We start from the raw sequence: 21,097 nt of genomic DNA, 5'->3' as shown, positions 1-21,097 counted from the left end.
CTCACAAGGATAAGAAGATGAGTGTCATCTTTCCGGACCTGCTGGCTGAAGTGCGCTCGTTCCGAGCAGAACACCCGGCAATTCGCTATGTCGACCTGATTGCGCTGGACATCCCCGGGCACTTCTACGGCAAGCGCTACCCCATGGACATGCTGGAAAAAGTCGCAGCCGGTGCGCCACTGAAGCTGCCGCAGAACTGCGTGCTGCTGGGTACCCAGGGCGGCCTTTACCCGATTGGTGACTATTGCTTCGCCGACGGCGACCCGGATGCCGCCCGGCGTCTGGTGCCGGGTACGCTGAAGCCGGTGCGTTGGGAAAAGGAAGTGATCGCCCAGATGCTGATCACGTCCGACGGCACTGCAAAGCCGATCGAATTCGAGCCTCGTGAAGTGCTGGCGCGTGTTCTTCAGCGTCTGGCCAAGCGTGGCATTCGCCCGGTGGTGGCGTTTGAACTGGAGTTCTACCTGTTCGACCGCAAGCTTGATAACGGCCTGCCCCAGTATCCACGTGACACGGCGACCGAGGATGAAGACGATCAGCCGAACATGCACATCGAGCGGTTGTCGCGCTTTTCGTCGGTCCTGCACGAGATGGTCGATGGCGCCAACGAGCAGGGCGTGCCGGCGAACGTCATCACCGCAGAGCTGGGCCCAGGCCAGTTCGAGATCAACTTCTCGCACAGCGACGATGCCCTCAGTGCGGCGGACTGGTCGGCACTGTTCTGCCGCAGTACCCGCGGTATCGCGATGAAGCACGGCTACCGTGCCAGCTTCATGAGCAAACCCTACCTGGACGCGCCAGGCAGCGGCATGCATGTGCACGTCAGCCTGTACGACGCCGCCGGCAATAACATCCTGGCGGGAAGCGAACAGCGCAAGCTGCGCCATGCGGTGGCAGGCTGCCTGGAACTGCTGCCGCACTGCATGCCGATCTTTGCCCCCAACCACAATGCCTACCGACGTTATGGCGCCATGGTCAACGCGGCGAGCAAGGCCAGCTGGGGTTTCGAAGACCGTGACGCGTGCATCCGCATCCCCGAGTCCGACCCGCGCAACCTGCGCATCGAGCACCGCATCGCCGGTGCCGATGCCAACCCGTACCTGGTGTTGGCGGCCATCCTGACCGGCATGGAGCATGGCCTGGACCGCGGCGTCGAGCCCATCGCCCCGCTGAACGACAACCGCCAGAGCGGCATCGACTTCCCCAAGGATGCCCTCAGCGCCTTGGCCGCCATGCGTCATCACCCGGTGGTCAACGAAGGCCTGGGCAGCGAGTTCGTGATGGTCTATTGCGAAAACAAATACCAGGAGCAACTGGACTTTATGCGCCACATCGATGCCCGCGAATACCGCTGGTTCCTGTAGGTGCCGAAGGTCGAACAGCGACGCTGCACCCTCCCTTTTTACCGTTTCAATACAACGCGCAATATGGATTTGCCGGAGGAAGATATGCCACGTGTGCCCGTGATCGGCATTACCGCATGCACCAGCATGATTGAGCTGCATGCAACCCAGACCATCAGCGAGAAGTACGCGCGCGCGGCAGCCAAGGCAGCGTGTGGGCTGCCCATCGTCATTCCCAGCCTCGGTGAGTTGATGGACAGCGCCGATATTCTCGACGTGGTGGATGGGCTGATCTTCACCGGTTCGCCGTCCAACATCGAGCCGTACCATTACAACGGCCCGGCCAGTGCTGCGGGTACCCATCACGACCAACTGCGCGATGCCACCACGTTGCCGCTGATGCGCGCCGCCATCGCCGCCGGCGTACCGGTACTCGGCATTTGCCGTGGCTTCCAGGAAATGAACGTGGCGTTGGGTGGCACCCTGCACCAGAAGGTCCACGAGACCGGCGTGTTCATGGACCACCGCGAAGGCAAGGATGAGCCCCTCGACAAGCAATACGGGCCGCGCCACACCCTGCATGTAGAGCCTGGCGGCATGCTCGACCGCATGGGCTTGCCGGCGATATTCGACGTCAATTCCATCCACGGCCAAGGCATCGACGTACTGGCCCCCGGGCTGAGGGTGGAGGCGCTGGCACCCGATGGCCTGGTGGAAGCGATTTCGGTCGAGAGCAGCAAGGGCTTTGCCCTGGGCGTGCAATGGCACCCCGAGTTCCAGGTCATGGATAACCCCCATTACCTGGCCATCTTCCAGTCCTTTGGCAAGGCCTGCCGGCACCGCTCGGTATTGCGCCAGAGGCTGTTGCTGTCTGCCTGAGCAGCCACCTTTCCCACCTGTAGAAAATACCCTCGCAGCGCGGCTGCGCAACTTGATGGAGTGAAGTCAATGAGTGAACAGAATTCGCAGACCCTTGCCTGGCAAACCATGAGCCGCGACCATCACCTGGCCCCGTTCAGCGATGTCAGGCAACTGGCCGAGAAAGGCCCACGCATTATTACCTCGGCCAAGGGTGTGTACCTGTGGGACAGCGAGGGCAACAAGATTCTCGATGGCATGGCCGGCCTGTGGTGCGTGGCGGTCGGCTATGGTCGCGAAGAGCTGGCCGAGGTCGCCAGCCAGCAGATGAAGCAGTTGCCTTACTACAACCTGTTCTTCCAGACCGCACACCCGCCTGCGCTGGAGCTGGCCAAGGCGATCGCCGAGGTGGCCCCGCAAGGCATGAACCACGTGTTCTTCACCGGCTCCGGCTCCGAAGGCAACGACACCGTGCTGCGCATGGTTCGCCATTACTGGGCATTGAAAGGCCAGAAGAACAAGAAGGTCATCATTGGCCGCATCAACGGCTACCACGGCTCTACCGTGGCGGGCGCGGCCTTGGGCGGCATGAGTGGCATGCACCAGCAGGGCGGGGTGATCCCGGATGTCGTGCACATCCCGCAGCCATACTGGTTCGGCGAAGGCGGCGACATGACCGAGGCCGACTTCGGCGTGTGGGCGGCCGAGCAACTGGAGAAGAAGATCCTCGAAGTTGGCGTGGACAACGTTGCTGCCTTCATCGCCGAGCCGATCCAGGGCGCCGGTGGCGTGATCATTCCGCCGCAGACCTATTGGCCGAAGATCAAGGAAATCCTGGCCAGGTACGACATCCTCTTCGTCGCCGACGAAGTGATCTGCGGGTTCGGCCGTACCGGTGAGTGGTTCGGTACCGATTATTACGACCTCAAGCCTGACCTGATGACCATCGCCAAGGGCCTGACCTCCGGTTACATCCCCATGGGCGGGGTGATCGTGCGTGACGAGGTGGCCAAGGTGATCAGCGAAGGCGGCGACTTCAACCACGGCTTCACCTATTCCGGCCACCCGGTGGCGGCAGCCGTGGGCCTGGAGAACCTGCGGATCCTGCGTGACGAGCAGATCATCCAGCAGGTGCACGATAAAACCGCGCCTTATCTGCAACAACGCCTGCGCGAACTGGCCGACCACCCGCTGGTAGGCGAAGTGCGCGGCCTGGGCATGCTCGGTGCGATCGAGTTGGTGAAAGACAAGGCCACCCGGGCCCGTTATGAAGGCAAAGGTGTCGGCATGATCTGTCGCCAGCACTGCTTTGACAACGGCCTGATCATGCGCGCTGTAGGCGACACCATGATCATCGCGCCACCGCTGGTGATCAGTATCGAAGAGATCGACGAACTGGTGGAGAAAGCCCGCAAGTGCCTGGACCTGACCTATGAGGCTGTTCGGTAAGGACGGAGGGCCTGGTTAGCTGTTCTCAGCACCGGTGAGATCGAGCGCCGCCTGCGCGGTGCTCGATCGGTGCCGCAATCGTACATTTCACGTCAGGCACCTTCCGCAAAGCATTTTGCTTTGTGAAATGAATCCTGTACTTTTCTGGGCATCCATTTCCCGTCTGAAAGTCGCGATTCAACCATGAAAGTGCACGAAGAAATCGAAGGCCTGGCAGTACTGATTCGCGACCTGCGCAAGTTCAAGGGCCTGACACTGGGCGAGCTGGCACAGCGCATCGGCCGTTCGGTGGGCTTTCTGTCCCAGGTCGAACGCGGCGTGTCACGCCCGACCGTGGCCGATCTCACAGCCATCAGCGAAGAGCTCGGTGTATCCACAGCCTACTTCTACAAGTTGGACAAACCCCGCGAGCTCGACTGGGTGACCCGCCCGCACGAGCGTCGCACGCTGCACCTGGCCGGTGGCATCACCGATGTGCTGGCATCGCCCTCCATAACGGGCGCGTTTTCCATGCTCGACAGCCATTTGCAGCCGGGAGCCAGCAGTGGCGAGGAGTACCTGGACGACAGCTCGGAGCAGGGTTGCTTCGTGCTCGAAGGCGAACTGACGGTGTGGTTGGGCGATGCTGAGCCGGTCACGCTGCACGCCAATGACAGTTTTCAGTTGCAACCCCACGCCCGTTTCCGTTACGCCAACCTGACCGACAAGCCCACACGCGTGCTTTGGGTGTTCAGCTGAGGGCCGTCGCACGGGCATGCGCGTTGGGCTTCGGCTAGCCGGGAAAGTTGGCCTGCAAGCAATGTGCAGGCTGCATGGGGTATCCTTGCACCACGCAATCAACTTCGAAGCAGTGAATGAACAATGGGTTTTGAACAACTAGCTGAGCTACGAGACCGCCTGCGGGCGGAAAAAGGGCAGGTAAAGGCCGAGAGCGCGAAACCGCCCAAGCGCAAGTCGCCCCCGCAGGCGAAGCCGCGTGAGATGGACCCGGCGGTGGCAGCGATCTGGCCACTGCAGAAGCATTTTCCCTTGGCTTTCCCGGTCAACCCGGCCCCCAAGGTGCCGCTCAAGGAGGGCATTTTCAAGGATGCCGAGCAACACCTGGAGCTGCTTGGGTTGACCCGCGAACAGCTCAAGCTGGGCATTTCCACGTGGTGCCGGGGCGCTCGATACTGGGCGAGCATGGTGGAGAATGCACCGCGCCTTGACCTGAATGGGCAGGCCGCAGGTACTGTGACCGCCGCTCAGGCGCTGCATGCCAAGCAGCAGGCTGCGCGGCAACGCAGCCAGGACCGACGCAATCGTGCGAAGTCAAAGGCCCAGGCCCAGGCTCCGGCCCCCGCCGCCGACACCGCAACGGTGCAGTCTACCGACTGAGCTCAGTCGCGTTCTGCCCCGTAGCCATGCTGGATGGCAGCCCATTGCCGGGGCTGCCGTCTGGCAGGCCCGGCAATGGACCAGGTTCGGTTTCGAGAGCCTGGTGCATGCAACGATGGTTTCAAGACCCACCTGATCGGCAAGCCGTGGCAGATGATGCCGGGGCGTAATCACGTGCGTCGGTTTCAGAATGCGCCTGGTCGCTCGCATACAACCCCTCGGCGCTACAAGTGCCATGCTAGCAGGATGCCCAAGGGTCAGTGCGCGCAGACGTGCGGCCGTGGGCGAGGAGGCCACCCGTACCACGCAACTGTGACGTGGACGGTGCGCCGCAGCAGAACACGCCGGAAACCTGCCCCTTAAAACAATCAGGCAGGGTCCGTGATGCCGAGGTCCGCTGTATGCCTGATGAATTGCTCCACCTGCCTGTAATCCAGCGCATTCTGGCCCGCGACAAGGACACCCCCGGTGCCCTGTTGCCGATCCTGCATGCCGTCCAGCACGAGATAGGTTACATCCCCGATGCCTCGGTCCCCGAAATCGCCCATGCCCTGAACCTCAGCCTGGCTGAAGTACGTGGGGTAATCAGCTTTTATCACGACTTCCGCACCGCGCCGCCCGCGCGCCACACCCTGCGCCTGTGCCGTGCCGAGTCGTGCCAGAGCCGTGGCGCCGAAGCCCTGGCCGCGCAATTGCGTGAACAGTTGGCACTGGACGACCACGGCACCAGCGCCGACGGGTCCATCAGCCTGCGCCCTGTTTACTGCCTGGGGGCCTGTGCCTGCTCGCCAGCGCTGGAGCTGGACGGCCAGGTGCACGCGCGCCTCACCCCTGAGCGCCTGCGGGACTTGGTCAACGGTTGCCGGGAGGACTCAGCATGCTGAAGCTGTATATTCCCTGTGATTCGGTAGCCCGTGCCGTGGGTGCCGACCAGGTTGCCGAGGCCCTGCTGCGCGAGGCCGAGCGCCGCCAGTTGCCGCTGGACATCCAGCGCACCAGCTCGCGCGGGCTTTACTGGCTGGAGCCGCTGATTGAGTGCGACAGTGCGCAAGGGCGCCTGGGTTTCGGCCCGATTACGCCACAGGATGTGCCGTCACTGCTTGATGCCCTGGCGGGGGAGCCCGGTGGCCACTCGCTGGCACTGGGGCTGGTCGAAGAAATACCCTATCTCAAGACCCAGCAACGCTTGCTGTTCGCTCGCGCTGGCATTACCCGCCCATTGTCGCTGGACGACTATCGCGCCAACGGCGGTTTCGCAGGCCTGGAGGCCGCTGTGGCGCTGGACGGTGCCGAAGTGGTTGCCGCAGTACTCGACTCCGGCCTGCGTGGCCGTGGTGGTGCGGCGTTCCCGGCCGGCATCAAGTGGCGTACCGTGCGTGATGCTGGCGCCGGGCAGAAGTACGTGGTGTGCAACGCCGACGAGGGTGACTCGGGCACGTTCGCTGATCGCATGCTGATGGAAGGCGACCCCTTCCTGCTGATCGAGGGCATGATCATTGCCGGCCTCGCCGTGGGTGCCGACAAGGGCTATATCTATGTGCGCTCGGAGTATCCCGATGCCATCCGGGTACTCGACCAGGCCTTCGCCATCGCACGTGACGCTGGCTACCTGGGTGCTGACGTAGCGGGCAGCGGCCAGGCGTTCGACCTGGAGGTGCGGGTGGGCGCCGGCGCCTATATTTGCGGCGAAGAAACCGCGCTGCTCGAATCCATCGAAGGCAAGCGTGGCATTGTCCGCGCCAAGCCACCGCTGCCTGCGCTGCAAGGGCTGTTCGGCCTGCCGACGCTGGTGCACAACGTGCTTACCCTGGCTTCGGTGCCCATCATTCTGGCCAAGGGTGCAGCGTTCTATCGCGATTTCGGCATGGGCCGCTCGCTGGGCACCATGCCGTTCCAGCTGGCCGGCAACATTCGCCAGGGTGGCCTGGTCGAGCGCGCGTTCGGCCTGACCCTGCGCGAGCTGGTGGAAGGCTATGGCGGTGGCACGGCCAGTGGCCGCCCGCTGAAGGCCGCGCAGGTCGGTGGCCCGCTCGGTGCCTGGGTACCTCCCAGCCATTTCGACACCCCATTGGACTATGAAGCGTTTGCTGCCGTGGGCGCGATGCTCGGCCACGGCGGTGTGGTGGTGGCCGACGATACGTTGAACATGGCCAGCATGGCGCGTTTCGCCCTGCAGTTCTGTGCCGAGGAGTCCTGCGGCAAGTGCACCCCGTGCCGTATCGGTTCCACCCGGGGCATGGAAGTGGTCGACCGGCTGATCGCCAGCAGCGACATCACCGAGCGCCATGACCAGGCGCTGTTGCTGCGCGACCTGTGCGACACCCTGCAGTACGGTTCGCTGTGCGCCATGGGCGGTATGACTGCCTATCCGGTGGCCAGCGCGCTCAAGTACTTCCCCGCCGATTTCGGGCTGACCACCACGGAGGCCGCACAGTGATCAATTTCTTCGACCCCGCTTCTGATAAAAGCAGCGACCTCGGCACCCCGGCCCGCGAAAGCGACGTGCAGGTCAGCCTGAGCATCGACGGCCGCGCCATCAGCGTGCCTGCTGGCACCTCGGTCATGCGCGCCGCCGCCATGCTGGGCACCAGCATCCCCAAACTGTGCGCCACCGACAGCCTCGAAGCCTTCGGCTCCTGCCGCATGTGCATGGTGGAAATCGAAGGCATGCGCGGCTACCCGGCATCCTGCACCACGCCAGTCAGCGAAGGCATGGTGGTGCGCACCGAAACCCCGCGCCTGGCCGGCCTGCGCCGCAACGTGATGGAGCTGTACATTTCCGACCACCCGCTGGACTGCCTGACCTGTTCGGCCAACGGTAACTGCGAGCTGCAGACCGTCGCCGGCCAGGTGGGCCTGCGTGAGGTGCGCTACGGCTATGACGGTGCCAACCACCTGGACGAGAAAAAAGACGTTTCCAACCCGTATTTCGACTACGAGCCGAGCAAGTGCATCGTCTGCAGCCGCTGTGTGCGCGCCTGCGAGGACATCCAGGGTACGTTCGCCCTGACCATTACCGGGCGTGGTTTCGAATCGCGGGTGGCGGCAGCGGGTGGCGAAAACTTCCTTGCGTCCGAATGCGTGTCGTGCGGCGCCTGCGTGCAGGCCTGTCCGACCGCGACCCTCACGGAAAAGAGCCTGGTGCAGCTTGGCCAGCCTGAGCGTTCGGTCATTACCACCTGCGCGTACTGCGGCGTTGGCTGCTCGTTCCGCGCCGAAATCAAGGGTGACCAGCTGGTGCGCATGGTCCCGGACAAGAACGGTGGCGCCAACCACGGCCACGCCTGCGTCAAGGGCCGCTTTGCCTGGGGCTACGCCACCCACCCGGACCGCATCACCAAACCGATGATCCGCAAGCGCCTGGAAGACCCGTGGCAGGAAGTCAGCTGGGACGAGGCCGTGACCTATGCCGCCAGCGAGTTCCGCCGCATCCAGCTCAAATACGGGCGCGACTCCATCGGCGGCATCACCTCCAGCCGCTGTACCAACGAAGAAGCCTACCTGGTGCAGAAACTGGTGCGCACGGCGTTTGGTAACAACAACGTCGACACCTGCGCACGGGTGTGCCATTCGCCCACCGGTTATGGCCTGAAGCAGACCCTGGGTGAGTCGGCCGGCACGCAAAGCTTCGACTCGGTGATGCAGGCCGACGTTGTACTGGTGATCGGTGCCAACCCTACCGATGCGCACCCGGTGTTCGGCTCGCAGCTCAAGCGCCGCCTGCGCCAGGGGGCGCGGCTGATCGTGATCGACCCACGGCGCATCGACCTGGTCGACTCGCCGCACGCCCGCGCCGACCTGCACCTGCAACTGCGCCCGGGCACCAACGTGGCCATGCTCAACGCCCTGGCCCACGTGATCGTCACCGAGGGCCTGCTGGCCCAGCGCTTCATCGATGCCCGCTGCGAAACCGAAGACTTTGCCCGTTGGCGCGACTTCGTCAGCCTGCCAGACAACGCTCCCGAGGTGCTCGGCCCGGTTTGTGGCGTGCCACCTGAGCAGATCCGCGCTGCGGCACGGCTGTATGCCACCGGCGGCAACGCGGCCATCTACTACGGCCTGGGTGTGACCGAGCACAGCCAAGGCAGCACCGCAGTGATGGGCATTGCCAACCTGGCCATGGCCACTGGCAACATCGGCCGTGAAGGGGTAGGGGTGAACCCGCTGCGCGGGCAGAACAACGTGCAGGGCTCGTGCGACATGGGCTCGTTCCCCCACGAGCTGCCCGGCTACCGGCATGTCTCCAACGAGGGCGTGCGCGCCGAGTTCGAACGGGCCTGGGGCGTGACCTTGCAGCCCGACCCGGGTCTGCGCATTCCCAATATGTTCGAGGCGGCGCTGGATGGCAGCTTCAAGGCGCTGTACTGCCAGGGTGAGGACATCGCCCAGAGCGACCCCAACACCCAGCACGTCACGGCGGCCTTGCTCGCCATGGAGTGTGTGGTGGTGCAGGACATTTTCCTCAACGAAACTGCCAAGTTCGCCCATGTGTTCCTGCCGGGCAGCTCGTTCCTGGAGAAGGACGGCACCTTCACCAACGCCGAGCGGCGTATTTCGCGGGTGCGCAAGGTCATGGAGCCGCTGGCCGGCAAGGCCGACTGGGAAGCTACCGTGGCCCTGGCCAACGCCCTGGGCTACCCGATGAACTACCGCCACCCGTCCGAGATCATGGACGAGATCGCCCGCCTGACGCCGACCTTCCGTCGTGTCAGCTACGCGGAAATCGACCGCCATGGCAGCCTGCAGTGGCCGTGCAACGACGCTGCGCCAGACGGCACGCCGACCATGCACATCGACCAGTTCGTGCGTGGCAAGGGCCGCTTCATGCTCACCGGCTACGTGCCCACCGACGAAAAGGTCAACAACCGCTACCCGTTGCTGCTGACCACCGGGCGCATTCTCAGCCAGTACAACGTCGGCGCCCAGACCCGGCGCACTGCCAACGTTGCCTGGCATGATGCCGACCGCCTGGAGATCCACCCGACCGACGCGGAAAGCCGTGGCATCCACGACGGTGACTGGGTCGGCATCGGCAGCCGCGCCGGGCAGACTGTGCTGCGTGCCAAGGTCAGTGCGCGGGTGGCGCCGGGCGTGGTGTACACCACCTTCCACTTCCCCGAGTCGGGGGCCAACGTGATCACCACCGACAACTCCGACTGGGCCACCAACTGCCCCGAGTACAAGGTGACGGCAGTGGAAGTGGTGAAAGTGTTCCAGCCATCGCAATGGCAGAAGCGCTATCAGGACTTCAGTGATGAACAGCAGCGGCTGCTGAAAGAGCGCCGCACTGCGGAGAAAGCCGAGGTTCGCCGATGAGCAGCGAAAACCTGGTCAAGATGGCCAACCAGATTGCCCATTACTTCGACAGCGAGCCCGACCGGGCGCTGGCGGTGCAAGGGGTGCGGCAGCATTTGCAGAGCTTCTGGACGCCGGCGATGCGCCGGCAGCTGGCGGAATGGAGCGAGGCCCATGCGGGGGAGGGGCTTGATCCGAAGGTGCGGGAGGCGTTGGTCTAGACTCCCGGGCGGCAACGGAACCTTGGGGCGGGTTTGCCGGCGAATGTGGCGTTGAAATCAATGACGCATTCGCGGGTGAACCCGCTCCTACAAGGGACCTGCATATTGCCTACTCAGCCGCGGGCCAGCTCCGCCAGGTGGGCGATGGCTTCCTCGCTCTTGAGCACCAGCACATCACCCTGCAGCGCATCCAGCACCACTTCCGAGGTATTACCAATCAACGCCCCGGAAATGCCCGTGCGGCACACCGTGCCCATCACCGTCACCACGGCATCGAGCTTCTGTTCGGTATGTGGAATCAACACATCCGCTGGCCCTTCGGCCACATGCAGGCATTCTTCCCGGATGCCGTATTCAGCCTGGAACGCGCTGCACGCTTCACGGTAGCGCTTTTCGATCGTATCGCTCAGCTGGAACGCCGGGTCCGACGCTGACAGCATCGGCGACGGGTGGGCACTGATGACGTGCAGTTCTCCCTTGGCCAGTTTGGCAATCTCGAAGCCGTGGTCGATGATGCTGGCATGCAGGCGGCGGTGGTCTTCGTCCTGGTTGCCCACGTCCACCGCCGCCAGGATCTTGCCCCCGGTCCATGGCCGCTCGCTCTTGACCATCAGCACCGCACACGGACATTGGCGCAGCAGCTTCCAGTCGCTGGGGGTGAGCAGGGCCTTTTTCAGCGGATTGTCCGGGCGGTGGTCCTTGATCACCAGTTCGCAGCCTTCGGCCTGCTGTACATGGATGATGGTGTCGTGCAGGTTGTCGCGCCAGCCCTCTTCATGGCTGACATTGTCGAAGCCGTCATCATGCAACTGGCTGCTCAGCAGGCTCAGCAGCGCACTGTGATCATGCCGTTTGTCGCACATCAGCAGGTGCAGGCGCGCGCCGGTGATGCCGGCAATCAGCTTGGCCCGAGTAAGCGCCCGGCTGTGGGCGTGCGCGGGGTCGAGGACGACGAGGATGCTGCGGACGGCTTGCATGGGCGTAAACTCCCTTCGATGATGGCGACCAGTGCCTGACTATAGTCGGCGCTTTCACCTCCAGCGCTTGATGTACATCAAGCATAGTCACTGGCGTCGCCAGCCGCCGCCGGTATAATCGCCGACCCTGCCTGTTCTGTGTGGTTGCACGCTTATGTCCCTGATCCCCGAAATCGACGCCTTTCTTGGCTGCCCGACGCCAGATGCCTGGATCGAAGCGGCGCTCGCCGACCAGGAAACCCTGCTGATCGACCACAAGAACTGCGAGTTCAAGGCCGCCAGCACGGCCTTGAGCCTGATCGCCAAGTACAACACTCACCTGGATCTGATCAACATGATGTCGCGCCTGGCCCGCGAGGAGCTGGTGCACCACGAACAGGTGTTACGCCTCATGAAACGCCGCGGTGTGCCGTTGCGTCCGGTGTCGGCAGGGCGTTATGCGTCGGGGTTGCGCCGGCTGGTGCGCGCCCACGAGCCGGTCAAGCTGGTGGATACGCTGGTGGTGGGGGCGTTCATCGAGGCGCGCAGTTGCGAACGTTTTGCCGCGCTGGTGCCGCATCTGGATGAAGAGCTGGGCCGCTTCTACCACGGGCTGCTGAAAAGCGAAGCGCGCCACTACCAGGGCTACCTGAAACTGGCGCACAACTACGGTGATGAAGCGGACATCGCTCGCCGCGTCGAGCTGGTACGCGCGGCGGAAATGGAGCTGATCCAGTCACCAGACCAGGAGCTGCGCTTCCACAGCGGCATCCCGCAGGCTTTGGCCGCCTGATGGGCACCAGGCGGCGCAGGCCTTAACTGCGCCGGCCCAGTAGCAGGCCTACCGCCAGCCCGAGGCCGGCAGAAATAGCAACAGTCTGCCAGGGGTGGCCGCCGATGTAGTCCTGGGTGGCGTCCACCACCGGTTGCGCCTTGCTGCGCACGTTGCTGGCCGCCTGGCGAGCCTGACGAAGTTTCAGGCTTACCTGGGCGCGCAGGGTCTCGGCTTCTTCGCCCACCAGGGCGGCACTGTCGTTCAGCAGTTTTTCCGATTCTTCTATCAGCGATTGCAGTTCGCTGAATACCTGGTCCTTGATCTGATCGCTGTCAGCCAGCGTGGCGTTTTTCCGGGCCATGAACTCGTCCTCGTCAATGGGGGTGTGAACAATGGATGCCGCCACGTCGGGAAAGTTGCGGCGGCTTTCCGATGATGGGTTGCCTGGGTGTAAGATAGCGGCCATTTTCAAACCTGCAGGTAACTTCATGAGTTTCAATCTGGCCAACATGAGCTTCGAGGAACGGGCGCAGATCGAGGCAGAGAAGGCTCGGCTGTTCGAGATGTGGCAGAACAACCTGGGCAAAGCCAAGGGCGAAGCCGCCCGGCTGATTGCCGAAAAGCCACGGCGCAAGGGCAAATGGGCCGAGTGGGTGCGCGCCGAACTGGACGGCATGACGCCGCCTGAATACGCCAGCATGGTGCGCAGCGAAGTCAACAAGCTGATGGCCGCAGCCAGCGCCAACCGCTGAGCACACCCGCCCGGCGCTTGTCAGTAGGTGCCCTTGGGCAGGTCCAGCTTGCCTTCATCGGTAAAGCGCACGGTCCCCAGCGGCCCGCCGGCCAGTTTGCCGCGCAGCTTGTAGGGTAGACCCTGCAGCGAATCCAGCTTGCCCAGCCCATAGGCCTGGCGCAGGAAGGAAAACGCCGTGATGCTTACCGGCACCACGATCACCGCTTCGTCGTAGCGGCCAATATGCCCCTGCTGGTCACTGACCCCAGCGGCCAGCGGCTGGCCGTTCACTTCCAGGTTCAAGGCGATGCCGTTGTAATCGATCGGCGCCTCATTGGGGTTTTGCACCCGCATTTTCACCGCCATGCGCAGTTCCAGCTCCTGACCGGGCAGTGGTTCGATGCCGATCACGCTGATGTTCACCGGGTCGCGTGGCTGGAACAGCGCACAGGCCCCCAGGCCACAGGCCAGCAGCAGGACCAGGAACAGGCGGGTGTAGCGGTATAGACGGGCAGTCATGGGCTGTGACCTTGCCGGAGTGGAGCTGGCAGTGTGGCAAATGCGCGTCGGCGTTGAAAGTATCGGTTCATATGAAAGATACTGTTTCTCATTAACGCTCGATAACCTCTCTTACTGGCTGTTCCCCAATCATGCTGACTTCACCCATGTCGGGCCTGCTGGCAAGTTTCCAGGAGCACTACGACGACCTGCTGCAGTTTCTGACACGGCGCATGAGTGACCGCCAGCGCGCGGCCGATGTGGCGCAGGAAACCTACCTGAAGCTGGTGAACATCGACGAGCAGGCGGTGCCGGTGTTGCACGCGCGCAGTTTCATCTTCCGCGTCGCCGGCAACCTGGCGATTGACGCCTTGCGCCGTGAGCAACGCATCGCCGCCAGCCACGACGACAGCGACGGAGCCTGTGAGGTGGCCTGCCCGGCGCCTGCACCCGAGGCGGCGTTGCTGGCCCGCGAGCGTTTGCAGATTCTTGACCAGGCGCTGTTGCAGTTGCCCGACAATGCCCGCCAGGCGCTGTTGCTCAACCGTGTCGAGGGCCTGACCCAGAAGCAGGTCGCTCAACGCCTGGGGGTTTCCGAGAGCATGGTGGCAAAGTATATCGGCCAGGCCTTGCGCCATTGCCGCGGCCGGCTGAAGCAGGCGGGTGTGGCGGCTTCGGTGGTGTTGCTGGTCGCCGCTGTGGCGGGTTGGCAGCAAGCCCCGATACTGCTGGCCGATTACCACACCGCCGTGGGCGAGCGGCAGGTCATTACCCTGACAGATGGCACACGGGTGACGCTGAACAGCGCCAGTGCCTTGAGCGTGGCGTTCAGCGAGCATGAACGGCGTGTGGTACTCGATGCGGGTGAGGCGTTGTTCGAGACCGCCGATGATTCACGTCCGTTTGTGGTCGAAACGGCCGGTGCGCAGGTGCAGGGCAATGCCGCCACCTTCAGCGTGCAGCGAGATGGCCACGTCGTGTTGGCTCGCGGTGAAGCCAAGGTGGGTGAACATGAACTGGCGGTGGCGGCCGATGCCGGCACGCAGATGGCCTGGCAGCGTGGCAAGCTGATCTTCAACGGCAAGCCGCTGGGGCAGGTGCTGGCCGAGCTTGAGCGATACCGGCATGGGCGCATTGTGTTGTCCGACAGCAAGCTGGCTGCGATGGAAGTGAGCGGGGTGTTTGACCTGGATGAACCTGAGGCCCTGTTGCGGACGTTGGAGCAGCGGTATGGCCTGAAGGTGACTTACCTGCCGTGGTTGGCCGTGGTGCATTGATCAGCCTGTGCCGGTCTCTTAGCGGGCAAGCCCGTTCCTGCACAGTTCGCACAATCTTCAGGCGGGCGCAGTCGTTGTAGGAGCGGGCTTGCCCGCGAAGAGGCCGGACAGAAATAAAAATATTTTCCATTTGGCACTGCAAGTTCCTGCAAGCCAGATCGTCGTAGTGAGACTGATCAGCAACCCATTCTCATTTACGACTTGTCAGGAAGCTCATTCGTGCCTCTGATGCTCAAGCCCTTGCACCGCCGTCGCGGTTCTTTTCACCATGCCTTGATGTCTTGCAGTGCCGTGGCCCTGTTGCTCGGCCCCCTGCACGCAGGGGCCGCGACGGCTGCCGAACAGACCCAGATGCAGGCCCGCCAGGTCCAGCTCGACCTGCCAGCCCAACCGCTGGACCAGGCGCTGACCACCTTCGCCGACCAGGCCGGCCTGCACCTGCTGTACACCACAGGCGATGTCGCCGGCCAGGTCAGCCCGGCGTTGCAGGGCAACTACAGTGTCGAGCAGGCCCTGCAGCAGTTGCTGGCCGGCAGCGGCATGAGCTGGCAGTTCAGCGAGGCTCGCACCGTCACCCTGCGCAAGGCCGAGGCCGCGCCGCAGGCGGTCAACCTCAAGCCGATCGAAGTCAGCGTAGCCTCGCGCACCAGCACCGCCATCAGCGAAATCCCCGGGACCGTCTGGGTAGTGGACCAGCAGCAATTGCGCGAGCAGATCGACAGCGGCGTCAGCCTGAAGGAAGCCATCGGCAAGCTGGTGCCGGGCCTTGACCTGGCGCCGGAAGGGCGCACCAATTACGGCCAGAACATGCGTGGGCGCAACGTGCTGGTGATGATCGACGGGGTCAGCCAGAACAGCTCCCGCGGCCTGTCGCGCCAGTTCGACAGCATTTCGCCGTTCAACGTCGAGCGCGTCGAAGTGCTGTCTGGCGCCAGCGCCATCTACGGCGGTGGCGCCACTGGCGGCATCATCAACATCGTGACCAAGAAGGGTGAGCCTGGCCCGGCGCGCTTCGAGACCCAGTTGGGGGCCAGCAGCGGTTTCAACAACAGCGACGACCTGGCCACCCGCTTCGCCCAGTCCGTCAGCGGTGGTAACGAGCGGGTCAATGCCCGGTTGGGCGTTTCCGGTGAGCAGAACGAAGCCTTCTACGATGGTGCTGGCGACCAGATCTTCATCGACAACACCCAGACCGACCTGCAGTACAATCGCACCATCGACGTACTCGGTACCTTGGGCCTGCAACTGAACGACCAGCAGAGCCTCGACCTGTTGGCCCAGTACTACGACTCGGGCAACCACGGCAGCACCGGTATCTACTTCCCCAACCTGAACTACAACGCGCCATCCGACCTGGAAGACGCCGAGCTGCGCAGCGGTTATTCATCGGACCTGGAGCCGCGTACACGGCGCTTGCTGCTCAACGCCAATTACCACCACACCGACGTGCTGGGCCAGGACTTCTACCTGCAGGCTTCGTACCGCAAGGAAGACGACAACTTCTACCCGTTCCCGTACTACAACCGTGCCACGCCCACCGGCTCGCGCGGGGTGTACTTTGCCGCCTCGCAGCAGAACTTCGAAGTCACCAGCCTCAAGGGCCTGTTTGCCAAACAGTGGGATACGCTGAAGCTGACCTACGGCGTTGACCTGGACCGCGAGCGCTTCAACGCCGAGCAGACCACCTTCAACGCCCAGACCTCGTCCGAGTCGGGTGGCCTGGAGCTGGAAAAAGACAGCAAGGCCGACCGCTACCCCAGCTACCGGGTGGATGGTGTGTCGGTGTATGCACAGCTGGACTGGCATGCCACCGACAACCTGACATTGTCCGGTGGTGCCCGGCGGCAGCAGATGGACGTTGATGTCAGCGACTTCAAGGGTGTGCCAGGTGGCAGTAACGACTATCAGGTCAACCTGTTCAACGTCGGTGCCATCTACGACTTCAAGAACGGCCACCAGGTGTGGAGCAACTATGGCGAAGGCTTCGACCTGCCTGACCCGGCCAAGTACTACGGCAAGCCGGGCCTGAGCGTGGCCGATAACCCGTTGGCCGGTATCAAGAGCCGCCAGGTGGAATTGGGCTGGCGCTATGCCGACCTGGATTGGGATGCGCAGGCAGCGCTGTACTACATCTGGTCGGACAAGATCATCAACGTCGATTCGCAAACGCTGACCATCGACGTGGAAGAGCAGAAAAGCCGCGACTTCGGCTTTGAAGGTGCACTGACCCGGCACTTCCAGACCGGCTGGGAAGCTGGCGGCACATTGCACATGACACGCTCCGAGGAAGAGGCCGAGGACGGCGGCTGGATCAAGCGCGATGCCCGTTATGCCTCTTTGTCCAAGGCCACTGCGTTCGTCGGCTGGAAGGGCGATGGCCGCAGTGCACGCTTGCAGGCCAACCATGCCTTCAGCCTGAAGGACGATGCCGATCACGAGATTGACGGCTACACCACCTTCGACCTGCTGGGCAGCCAGGACACCGGTTTCGGCACCTTCAGTGCCGGTATCCAGAACCTGCTGGACAAGCAGTACAGCACGGTATGGGGACAGCGTGCGACGTTGTTCTATTCGCCGACCTACGGGCCGGCGTATCTGTATGACTACCAGGGGCGTGGGCGGACCTATACGCTGAGCTGGAGCATGGCTTACTGATTGTGGTGGCCTGAACGGGCCTGTTCAGGCAAACGCCGCCAGCAAATCCTGCGCAAATACATGGGCTGCCTCGCCAACCCCCTGTGCCCGGTGCCGGGCCAGGGTGAACGGCACCGCAAAATCAAGCTCAGGGTCCAGCGCCCATAACAGCCCCTCGGCCTCCCAGGCCTGTGCACAGTGGCATGGCAAGTAGCCAATATGCCGACCAGACAGAATGAACGTCAGCACGCTTTCGATCTGCTCCGCCACTGCCGTGCTGCGTCTGCTCTGGAACGGTTCGCCCCCTTTGAGAAAACGGTACGGATGGCGCACCTGGTCCATGTCCAGCAACCGCTCAAGCCCAACATCCGTTTCGCCGTACAGCACATGCCCCCTGCCGCAATACAGCCGCTGTCGTTCCGCGAACAAGGGCTGGTAATCAAAGGCCGCCTGGTTGCCGGAAAAATAGCTGATGGCATAGTCCAGCCGCTGTTCCAGCAACAGCCGTTCCAGCTCCGCCGGCGGTGCACTGACAAGCTCCAGTTGCACCGATTCCTCTCGCCTGCGAAATGCCGCAATGGCCGCCGCCAGTTTCAGGCTCACCGCCTTGTCCTGATTTTCCGCCATGCCTATGCGCACAGTCCCCAGCAGCCGCCCGGCAACGCCGTTGACCTGCTGGCGAAACTGCTCGATGTTCAGCAGTAGCCCACGCGCCGCCTCCAATAGCAATTCACCTTTTTCCGTCAGGCGAAAACCACCCTTGCCACGGCTGCACAGGCGGTAACCCAAGCGTGCCTCCAGTTGCGCCATGCGCTGGCTGATGGTGGGCTGGCTCAGGCCCAGCACGCCTTGAGCGGCGCTGAAGCCACCCGCCTCGACTACAGTGACGAACAGCCGCAGCAGGTGCAGGTCGGGGTCGTGCACTTGTCCAAGCATTACATTGCTCCTGATGAATGTCAGCTTTGCAAACTTGCCATTGGTGCAATGTAACCAGGCTGGCATGCTCGCGGCATCCACCCATTTACCGAGGTGTCCGCCATGCGTCGATCGTTGTGCCTTTTGTCTCTGGTTCTGGCCCTGCCGCTGCAGGCCGAAGAAAAGGTCGTCAACCTCTACAGCTGGGCCGATTACGTCGCCCCGCAAACCCTGCAGCGCTTCGAACAGGAAACGGGCTACAAGGTGCGGTACGACACCTTTGACACCCCCGAAGTGCTGGAAACCAAGCTGTTGACCGGTGGTAGCGGCTACGACGTGGTGGTGCCGTCATCCACCGTGCTGGCCCGAGCGCTCAAGGCCAATGCCCTGCAACCGCTGGACGCTCAGGCCATGCCTGGTTATGGCAACCTCGACAAGGACCTGCTGGGCAAACTGGCCGAGGTTGACCCCGGCAACCGCCATGCTGTGCCGTACACCTGGGGCACGCTGGGCCTGGGGGTAAATGTGGAGGCAGTACGCCAGCGCCTTGGCGATGTACCGCTGGACAGCCTCGACCTGTTGTTCAAGCCCGAGTACGCCACCCGCCTGAAGGGTTGCGGCATCGCTTTGCCTGACTCGCCCCAGGAGGTGATCGGCGTAGCCCTGAACTACCTGGGCAAGGACCCTTACAGCCAGAACAAGGATGACCTGGCTGCCGCGCAGAACCTGCTCAGCCAGCTGCAGCCGTCGATCAGCTACGTTGCCAACGGCCGGCAGATCAACGACCTGGCCAATGGCAGCGTGTGCCTGGCATTGACCTACAACGGTGATGCCGCGATGGCCGCCGACCAGGCCCGGCGTGCCGGCAAGCCGTTCGAGGTGATCTACCGCATCCCCCGCGAAGGCACGCTGGTATGGCAGGACAACCTGGTCATCCCCAAGGACGCCCCGCACCCCGAGGCCGCACGGGCGTTCATCGCCTTCATGCTCAAGCCAGAGTCGGTGGCAGCGCTGACCAATACGCTGTTCTTCGCCAATGCCAACCAGGCTGCCACGCCGCTGGTGGACGAAGCGGTGCGCAACGACCCGGATATCTATCCGTCGGCCGAGGTGCGTCAGCGTCTGTATGCCGACCGCAGCATGGCCTTGGCCGACCTGCGCCAACGCAACCGTCTGTGGACCGCCTTCCGCAGCCGGCAGTAGCCCATGACAATCAAGGAGCCCGACCGTGGACCAAGCCGCAAGCAATGACCAGGCCATGACCCGCGATAGCCTGTATGGTACCGCCGCAGAAAGCACCTACGCTGGTGTTGTCAGTTTCTCCCGCCGCCGCTACAGCCGCGACTTGCGCGGTGTGGATGTGGTGGTCAGCGGTGTGCCGTTCGACACGGCCACCAGTAACCGCCCCGGCGCGCGCTTCGGCCCGCGGGCGATCCGTGCTGCCTCGGTCCAGCAGGCCTGGGCCCGCCACTGGCCGTGGGCGTTCGACCCGTTCGACCACCTGGCGGTCATCGACTATGGCGACTGTCCCTTCGACAGCGGCACGCCGCAGTCGGTACCGGACAGCATCGAGGCCCATGCCGAGCACATTCTGCAGGCGGGTTGCGCCATGCTGACCCTTGGTGGCGACCACTTCATCAGCTACCCGCTGCTCAAGGCTCACGCCCGCCGCCATGGCCCGCTGGCGCTGATCCATTTCGATGCGCACAGTGACACCTGGCCGGACGAGGCGGGCAAGCGCATCGACCACGGCACCATGTTCTGGCATGCCGCCCGCGAAGGCCTGGTTGACCCCGCCCACTCGGTGCAGATTGGCCTGCGCACGACCAATGACGACAGCCAGGGCTTTGCCATTCTCGACGCCAGGCAAGTGCACCGCCAGGGCACAGAGGCGGTGATTGCAGCGATTCGCCAGCGGGTGGGCGAGCGGCCGGTGTACTTGACCTTCGACATCGACTGCCTCGATCCGGCCTACGCGCCCGGTACCGGAACGCCGGTGTGTGGCGGGCTGAGCACGGTGCAGGCGCTGGAGATTCTGGGTGGGCTGCGTGGCATCAACCTGGTAGGCATGGACTTGGTGGAAGTGGCGCCAGCCTATGACCATGCCGATATCACCGCGTTGGCCGGGGCAACCCTGGCCATGGAGATGCTGTGCCTGTATGCGGCGCGGCACAAGGTGGACAACGGCCAGTAGATTTTGCGGCCATTCGCGGGCAAGCCCGCTCCCACACGTGTCTCACAGGGCCAGAAATCTGTGGGTGACCGTGGAGCGGGCGCGCCCGCGAATGGCTGCAAAGCAGCCCTCCGAGGCCCATACTGAAACATCAGGAATCATCTCCACCCGCATTCACACTTTTGCCGCGAACCCCTCGCGCCTTAGGCTATCAAACCCACCAGGCGCGGCATTTTCGTACAGGAGGTGAAGCATGACCCCGACATTGCCCATCCTGGCCCTCGGCCTGGCCTTGTGCCTGCCCGCGCACGCGGCTGCGCAGCAGCCCGTGCAACGTGCTGCCGGCAACAACAACCCTTACAACAGCCCGATCCAGCGGGCCAACCCCAACAGCCGTCAAGGCAGCATGCCGGCTGCGCCACCGGTACGTGGCCCGTCCACCGACCCGTACCAGCGCCCACCCACCCTGGACAACCGCGGCATCGGTAACGGCGACAACCTGCGTCGTCAGCAGCAAACACCGAACCTGGAACCCACCCGGCCACCGCGCGACAACCCACGTGCGCCTTAAGCCCACTTGAAAGGAATCCGGC

The 21,097-nt window shown here is 63.5% G+C and carries 20 protein-coding genes; 16 read left to right on the top strand and 4 right to left on the bottom strand.

Going from position 1 to position 21,097, the window contains the following annotated elements; translation table 11 throughout:
• The first annotated feature begins 17 nt into the window (after positions 1-17).
• From ACF8FB_RS15225 to ACF8FB_RS15185, 9 genes are all read left to right on the top strand, one after another.
• On the top strand, positions 18-1,364 hold the full coding sequence (locus tag ACF8FB_RS15225) for a glutamine synthetase family protein (protein ID WP_350297590.1): 1,347 nt from the start codon (positions 18-20) through the stop codon (positions 1,362-1,364).
• An 84-nt stretch (positions 1,365-1,448) separates the two neighbouring features.
• Positions 1,449-2,222, top strand: coding sequence for a gamma-glutamyl-gamma-aminobutyrate hydrolase family protein (locus ACF8FB_RS15220; protein ID WP_010953165.1), 774 nt, complete (start codon positions 1,449-1,451; stop codon positions 2,220-2,222).
• Between the two features lie 69 nt (positions 2,223-2,291).
• Complete coding sequence (locus ACF8FB_RS15215) at positions 2,292-3,650, top strand: aspartate aminotransferase family protein (RefSeq protein ID WP_392510879.1); 1,359 nt, start codon at positions 2,292-2,294, stop codon at positions 3,648-3,650.
• A gap of 183 nt (positions 3,651-3,833) precedes the next feature.
• The gene (locus ACF8FB_RS15210; protein WP_010953167.1) at positions 3,834-4,388 is read left to right on the top strand and encodes a helix-turn-helix domain-containing protein; all 555 of its coding nucleotides are present in this window, start codon (positions 3,834-3,836) and stop codon (positions 4,386-4,388) included.
• Between the two features lie 123 nt (positions 4,389-4,511).
• A complete protein-coding gene (locus ACF8FB_RS15205) occupies positions 4,512-5,027 on the top strand; it encodes a ProQ/FinO family protein (protein ID WP_003248857.1) in 516 nt (171 codons plus the stop codon).
• Positions 5,028-5,428: 401 nt separating this feature from the next.
• On the top strand, positions 5,429-5,911 hold the full coding sequence (locus tag ACF8FB_RS15200; protein WP_010953168.1) for a formate dehydrogenase subunit gamma: 483 nt from the start codon (positions 5,429-5,431) through the stop codon (positions 5,909-5,911).
• Complete coding sequence (locus tag ACF8FB_RS15195; RefSeq protein WP_190869073.1) at positions 5,905-7,464, top strand: NADH-quinone oxidoreductase subunit NuoF; 1,560 nt, start codon at positions 5,905-5,907, stop codon at positions 7,462-7,464. Before ACF8FB_RS15200 ends, ACF8FB_RS15195 begins: the two co-directional genes overlap by 7 nt.
• Positions 7,461-10,343: a formate dehydrogenase subunit alpha gene (fdhF, locus tag ACF8FB_RS15190; RefSeq protein ID WP_392511529.1), complete on the top strand. Its 2,883-nt coding sequence runs from the start codon at positions 7,461-7,463 to the stop codon at positions 10,341-10,343. The genes ACF8FB_RS15195 and fdhF overlap by 4 nt, the downstream gene beginning before the upstream one ends.
• A complete protein-coding gene (locus ACF8FB_RS15185) occupies positions 10,340-10,543 on the top strand; it encodes a formate dehydrogenase subunit delta (RefSeq protein ID WP_010953171.1) in 204 nt (67 codons plus the stop codon). Before fdhF ends, ACF8FB_RS15185 begins: the two co-directional genes overlap by 4 nt.
• Before the next feature lie 113 nt (positions 10,544-10,656).
• Here the strand turns inward: ACF8FB_RS15185 and ACF8FB_RS15180 are convergent, their stop codons facing one another.
• A complete protein-coding gene (locus ACF8FB_RS15180; RefSeq protein ID WP_392510870.1) occupies positions 10,657-11,520 on the bottom strand; it encodes a universal stress protein in 864 nt (287 codons plus the stop codon).
• 154 nt (positions 11,521-11,674) lie between these two features.
• Between ACF8FB_RS15180 and ACF8FB_RS15175 the strand changes: the two genes are divergently transcribed.
• Positions 11,675-12,292 (top strand): tRNA-(ms[2]io[6]A)-hydroxylase, encoded by a 618-nt coding sequence (locus ACF8FB_RS15175; RefSeq protein WP_003248869.1) that lies wholly within the window; start codon positions 11,675-11,677, stop codon positions 12,290-12,292.
• A gap of 22 nt (positions 12,293-12,314) precedes the next feature.
• Here the strand turns inward: ACF8FB_RS15175 and ACF8FB_RS15170 are convergent, their stop codons facing one another.
• Positions 12,315-12,740, bottom strand: coding sequence for a YqjD family protein (locus ACF8FB_RS15170; protein ID WP_010953174.1), 426 nt, complete (start codon positions 12,738-12,740; stop codon positions 12,315-12,317).
• 22 nt (positions 12,741-12,762) lie between these two features.
• Between ACF8FB_RS15170 and ACF8FB_RS15165 the strand changes: the two genes are divergently transcribed.
• Positions 12,763-13,026 carry a hypothetical protein gene (locus ACF8FB_RS15165; protein WP_003248880.1) on the top strand — a complete coding sequence of 88 codons (264 nt, stop codon included), beginning with the start codon at positions 12,763-12,765 and terminating at the stop codon, positions 13,024-13,026.
• A gap of 20 nt (positions 13,027-13,046) precedes the next feature.
• On the opposite strand, the gene ACF8FB_RS15160 is transcribed toward ACF8FB_RS15165, so the two are convergent.
• On the bottom strand, positions 13,047-13,526 hold the full coding sequence (locus tag ACF8FB_RS15160) for an LEA type 2 family protein (protein WP_020192401.1): 480 nt from the start codon (positions 13,524-13,526) through the stop codon (positions 13,047-13,049).
• Positions 13,527-13,657: 131 nt separating this feature from the next.
• On the opposite strand from ACF8FB_RS15160, the gene ACF8FB_RS15155 reads away from it, so the two are divergent.
• On the top strand, positions 13,658-14,782 hold the full coding sequence (locus ACF8FB_RS15155) for a sigma-70 family RNA polymerase sigma factor (RefSeq protein WP_392510868.1): 1,125 nt from the start codon (positions 13,658-13,660) through the stop codon (positions 14,780-14,782).
• Positions 14,783-15,010: 228 nt separating this feature from the next.
• Positions 15,011-17,437 (top strand): TonB-dependent receptor, encoded by a 2,427-nt coding sequence (locus tag ACF8FB_RS15150; protein WP_392511534.1) that lies wholly within the window; start codon positions 15,011-15,013, stop codon positions 17,435-17,437.
• 24 nt (positions 17,438-17,461) lie between these two features.
• Here ACF8FB_RS15150 and ACF8FB_RS15145 read toward each other — a convergent pair whose 3' ends face one another.
• On the bottom strand, positions 17,462-18,352 hold the full coding sequence (locus ACF8FB_RS15145; protein WP_392511528.1) for a LysR family transcriptional regulator: 891 nt from the start codon (positions 18,350-18,352) through the stop codon (positions 17,462-17,464).
• A 102-nt stretch (positions 18,353-18,454) separates the two neighbouring features.
• On the opposite strand from ACF8FB_RS15145, the gene ACF8FB_RS15140 reads away from it, so the two are divergent.
• The 3 genes from ACF8FB_RS15140 (at position 18,455) to ACF8FB_RS15130 (ending at position 21,075) form a co-directional block, all read left to right on the top strand.
• Entirely contained in the window at positions 18,455-19,534 is a 1,080-nt protein-coding gene (locus ACF8FB_RS15140) for an extracellular solute-binding protein (RefSeq protein WP_064491662.1), read from the top strand.
• 25 nt (positions 19,535-19,559) lie between these two features.
• Positions 19,560-20,525 (top strand): agmatinase, encoded by a 966-nt coding sequence (gene speB / locus ACF8FB_RS15135; protein WP_004576768.1) that lies wholly within the window; start codon positions 19,560-19,562, stop codon positions 20,523-20,525.
• Between the two features lie 232 nt (positions 20,526-20,757).
• Positions 20,758-21,075, top strand: a complete 318-nt coding sequence (locus ACF8FB_RS15130; protein WP_010953180.1) for a hypothetical protein — start codon at positions 20,758-20,760, stop codon at positions 21,073-21,075.
• Positions 21,076-21,097: the final 22 nt, after the last annotated feature.

It is taken from the genome of Pseudomonas sp. yb_2, from assembly GCF_043103905.1.
GTDB lineage: Bacteria > Pseudomonadota > Gammaproteobacteria > Pseudomonadales > Pseudomonadaceae > Aquipseudomonas > Aquipseudomonas alloputida.
Note: the sequence above shows the minus strand (reverse complement) of the source record. Positions and strands in the feature narration are given on the sequence as shown.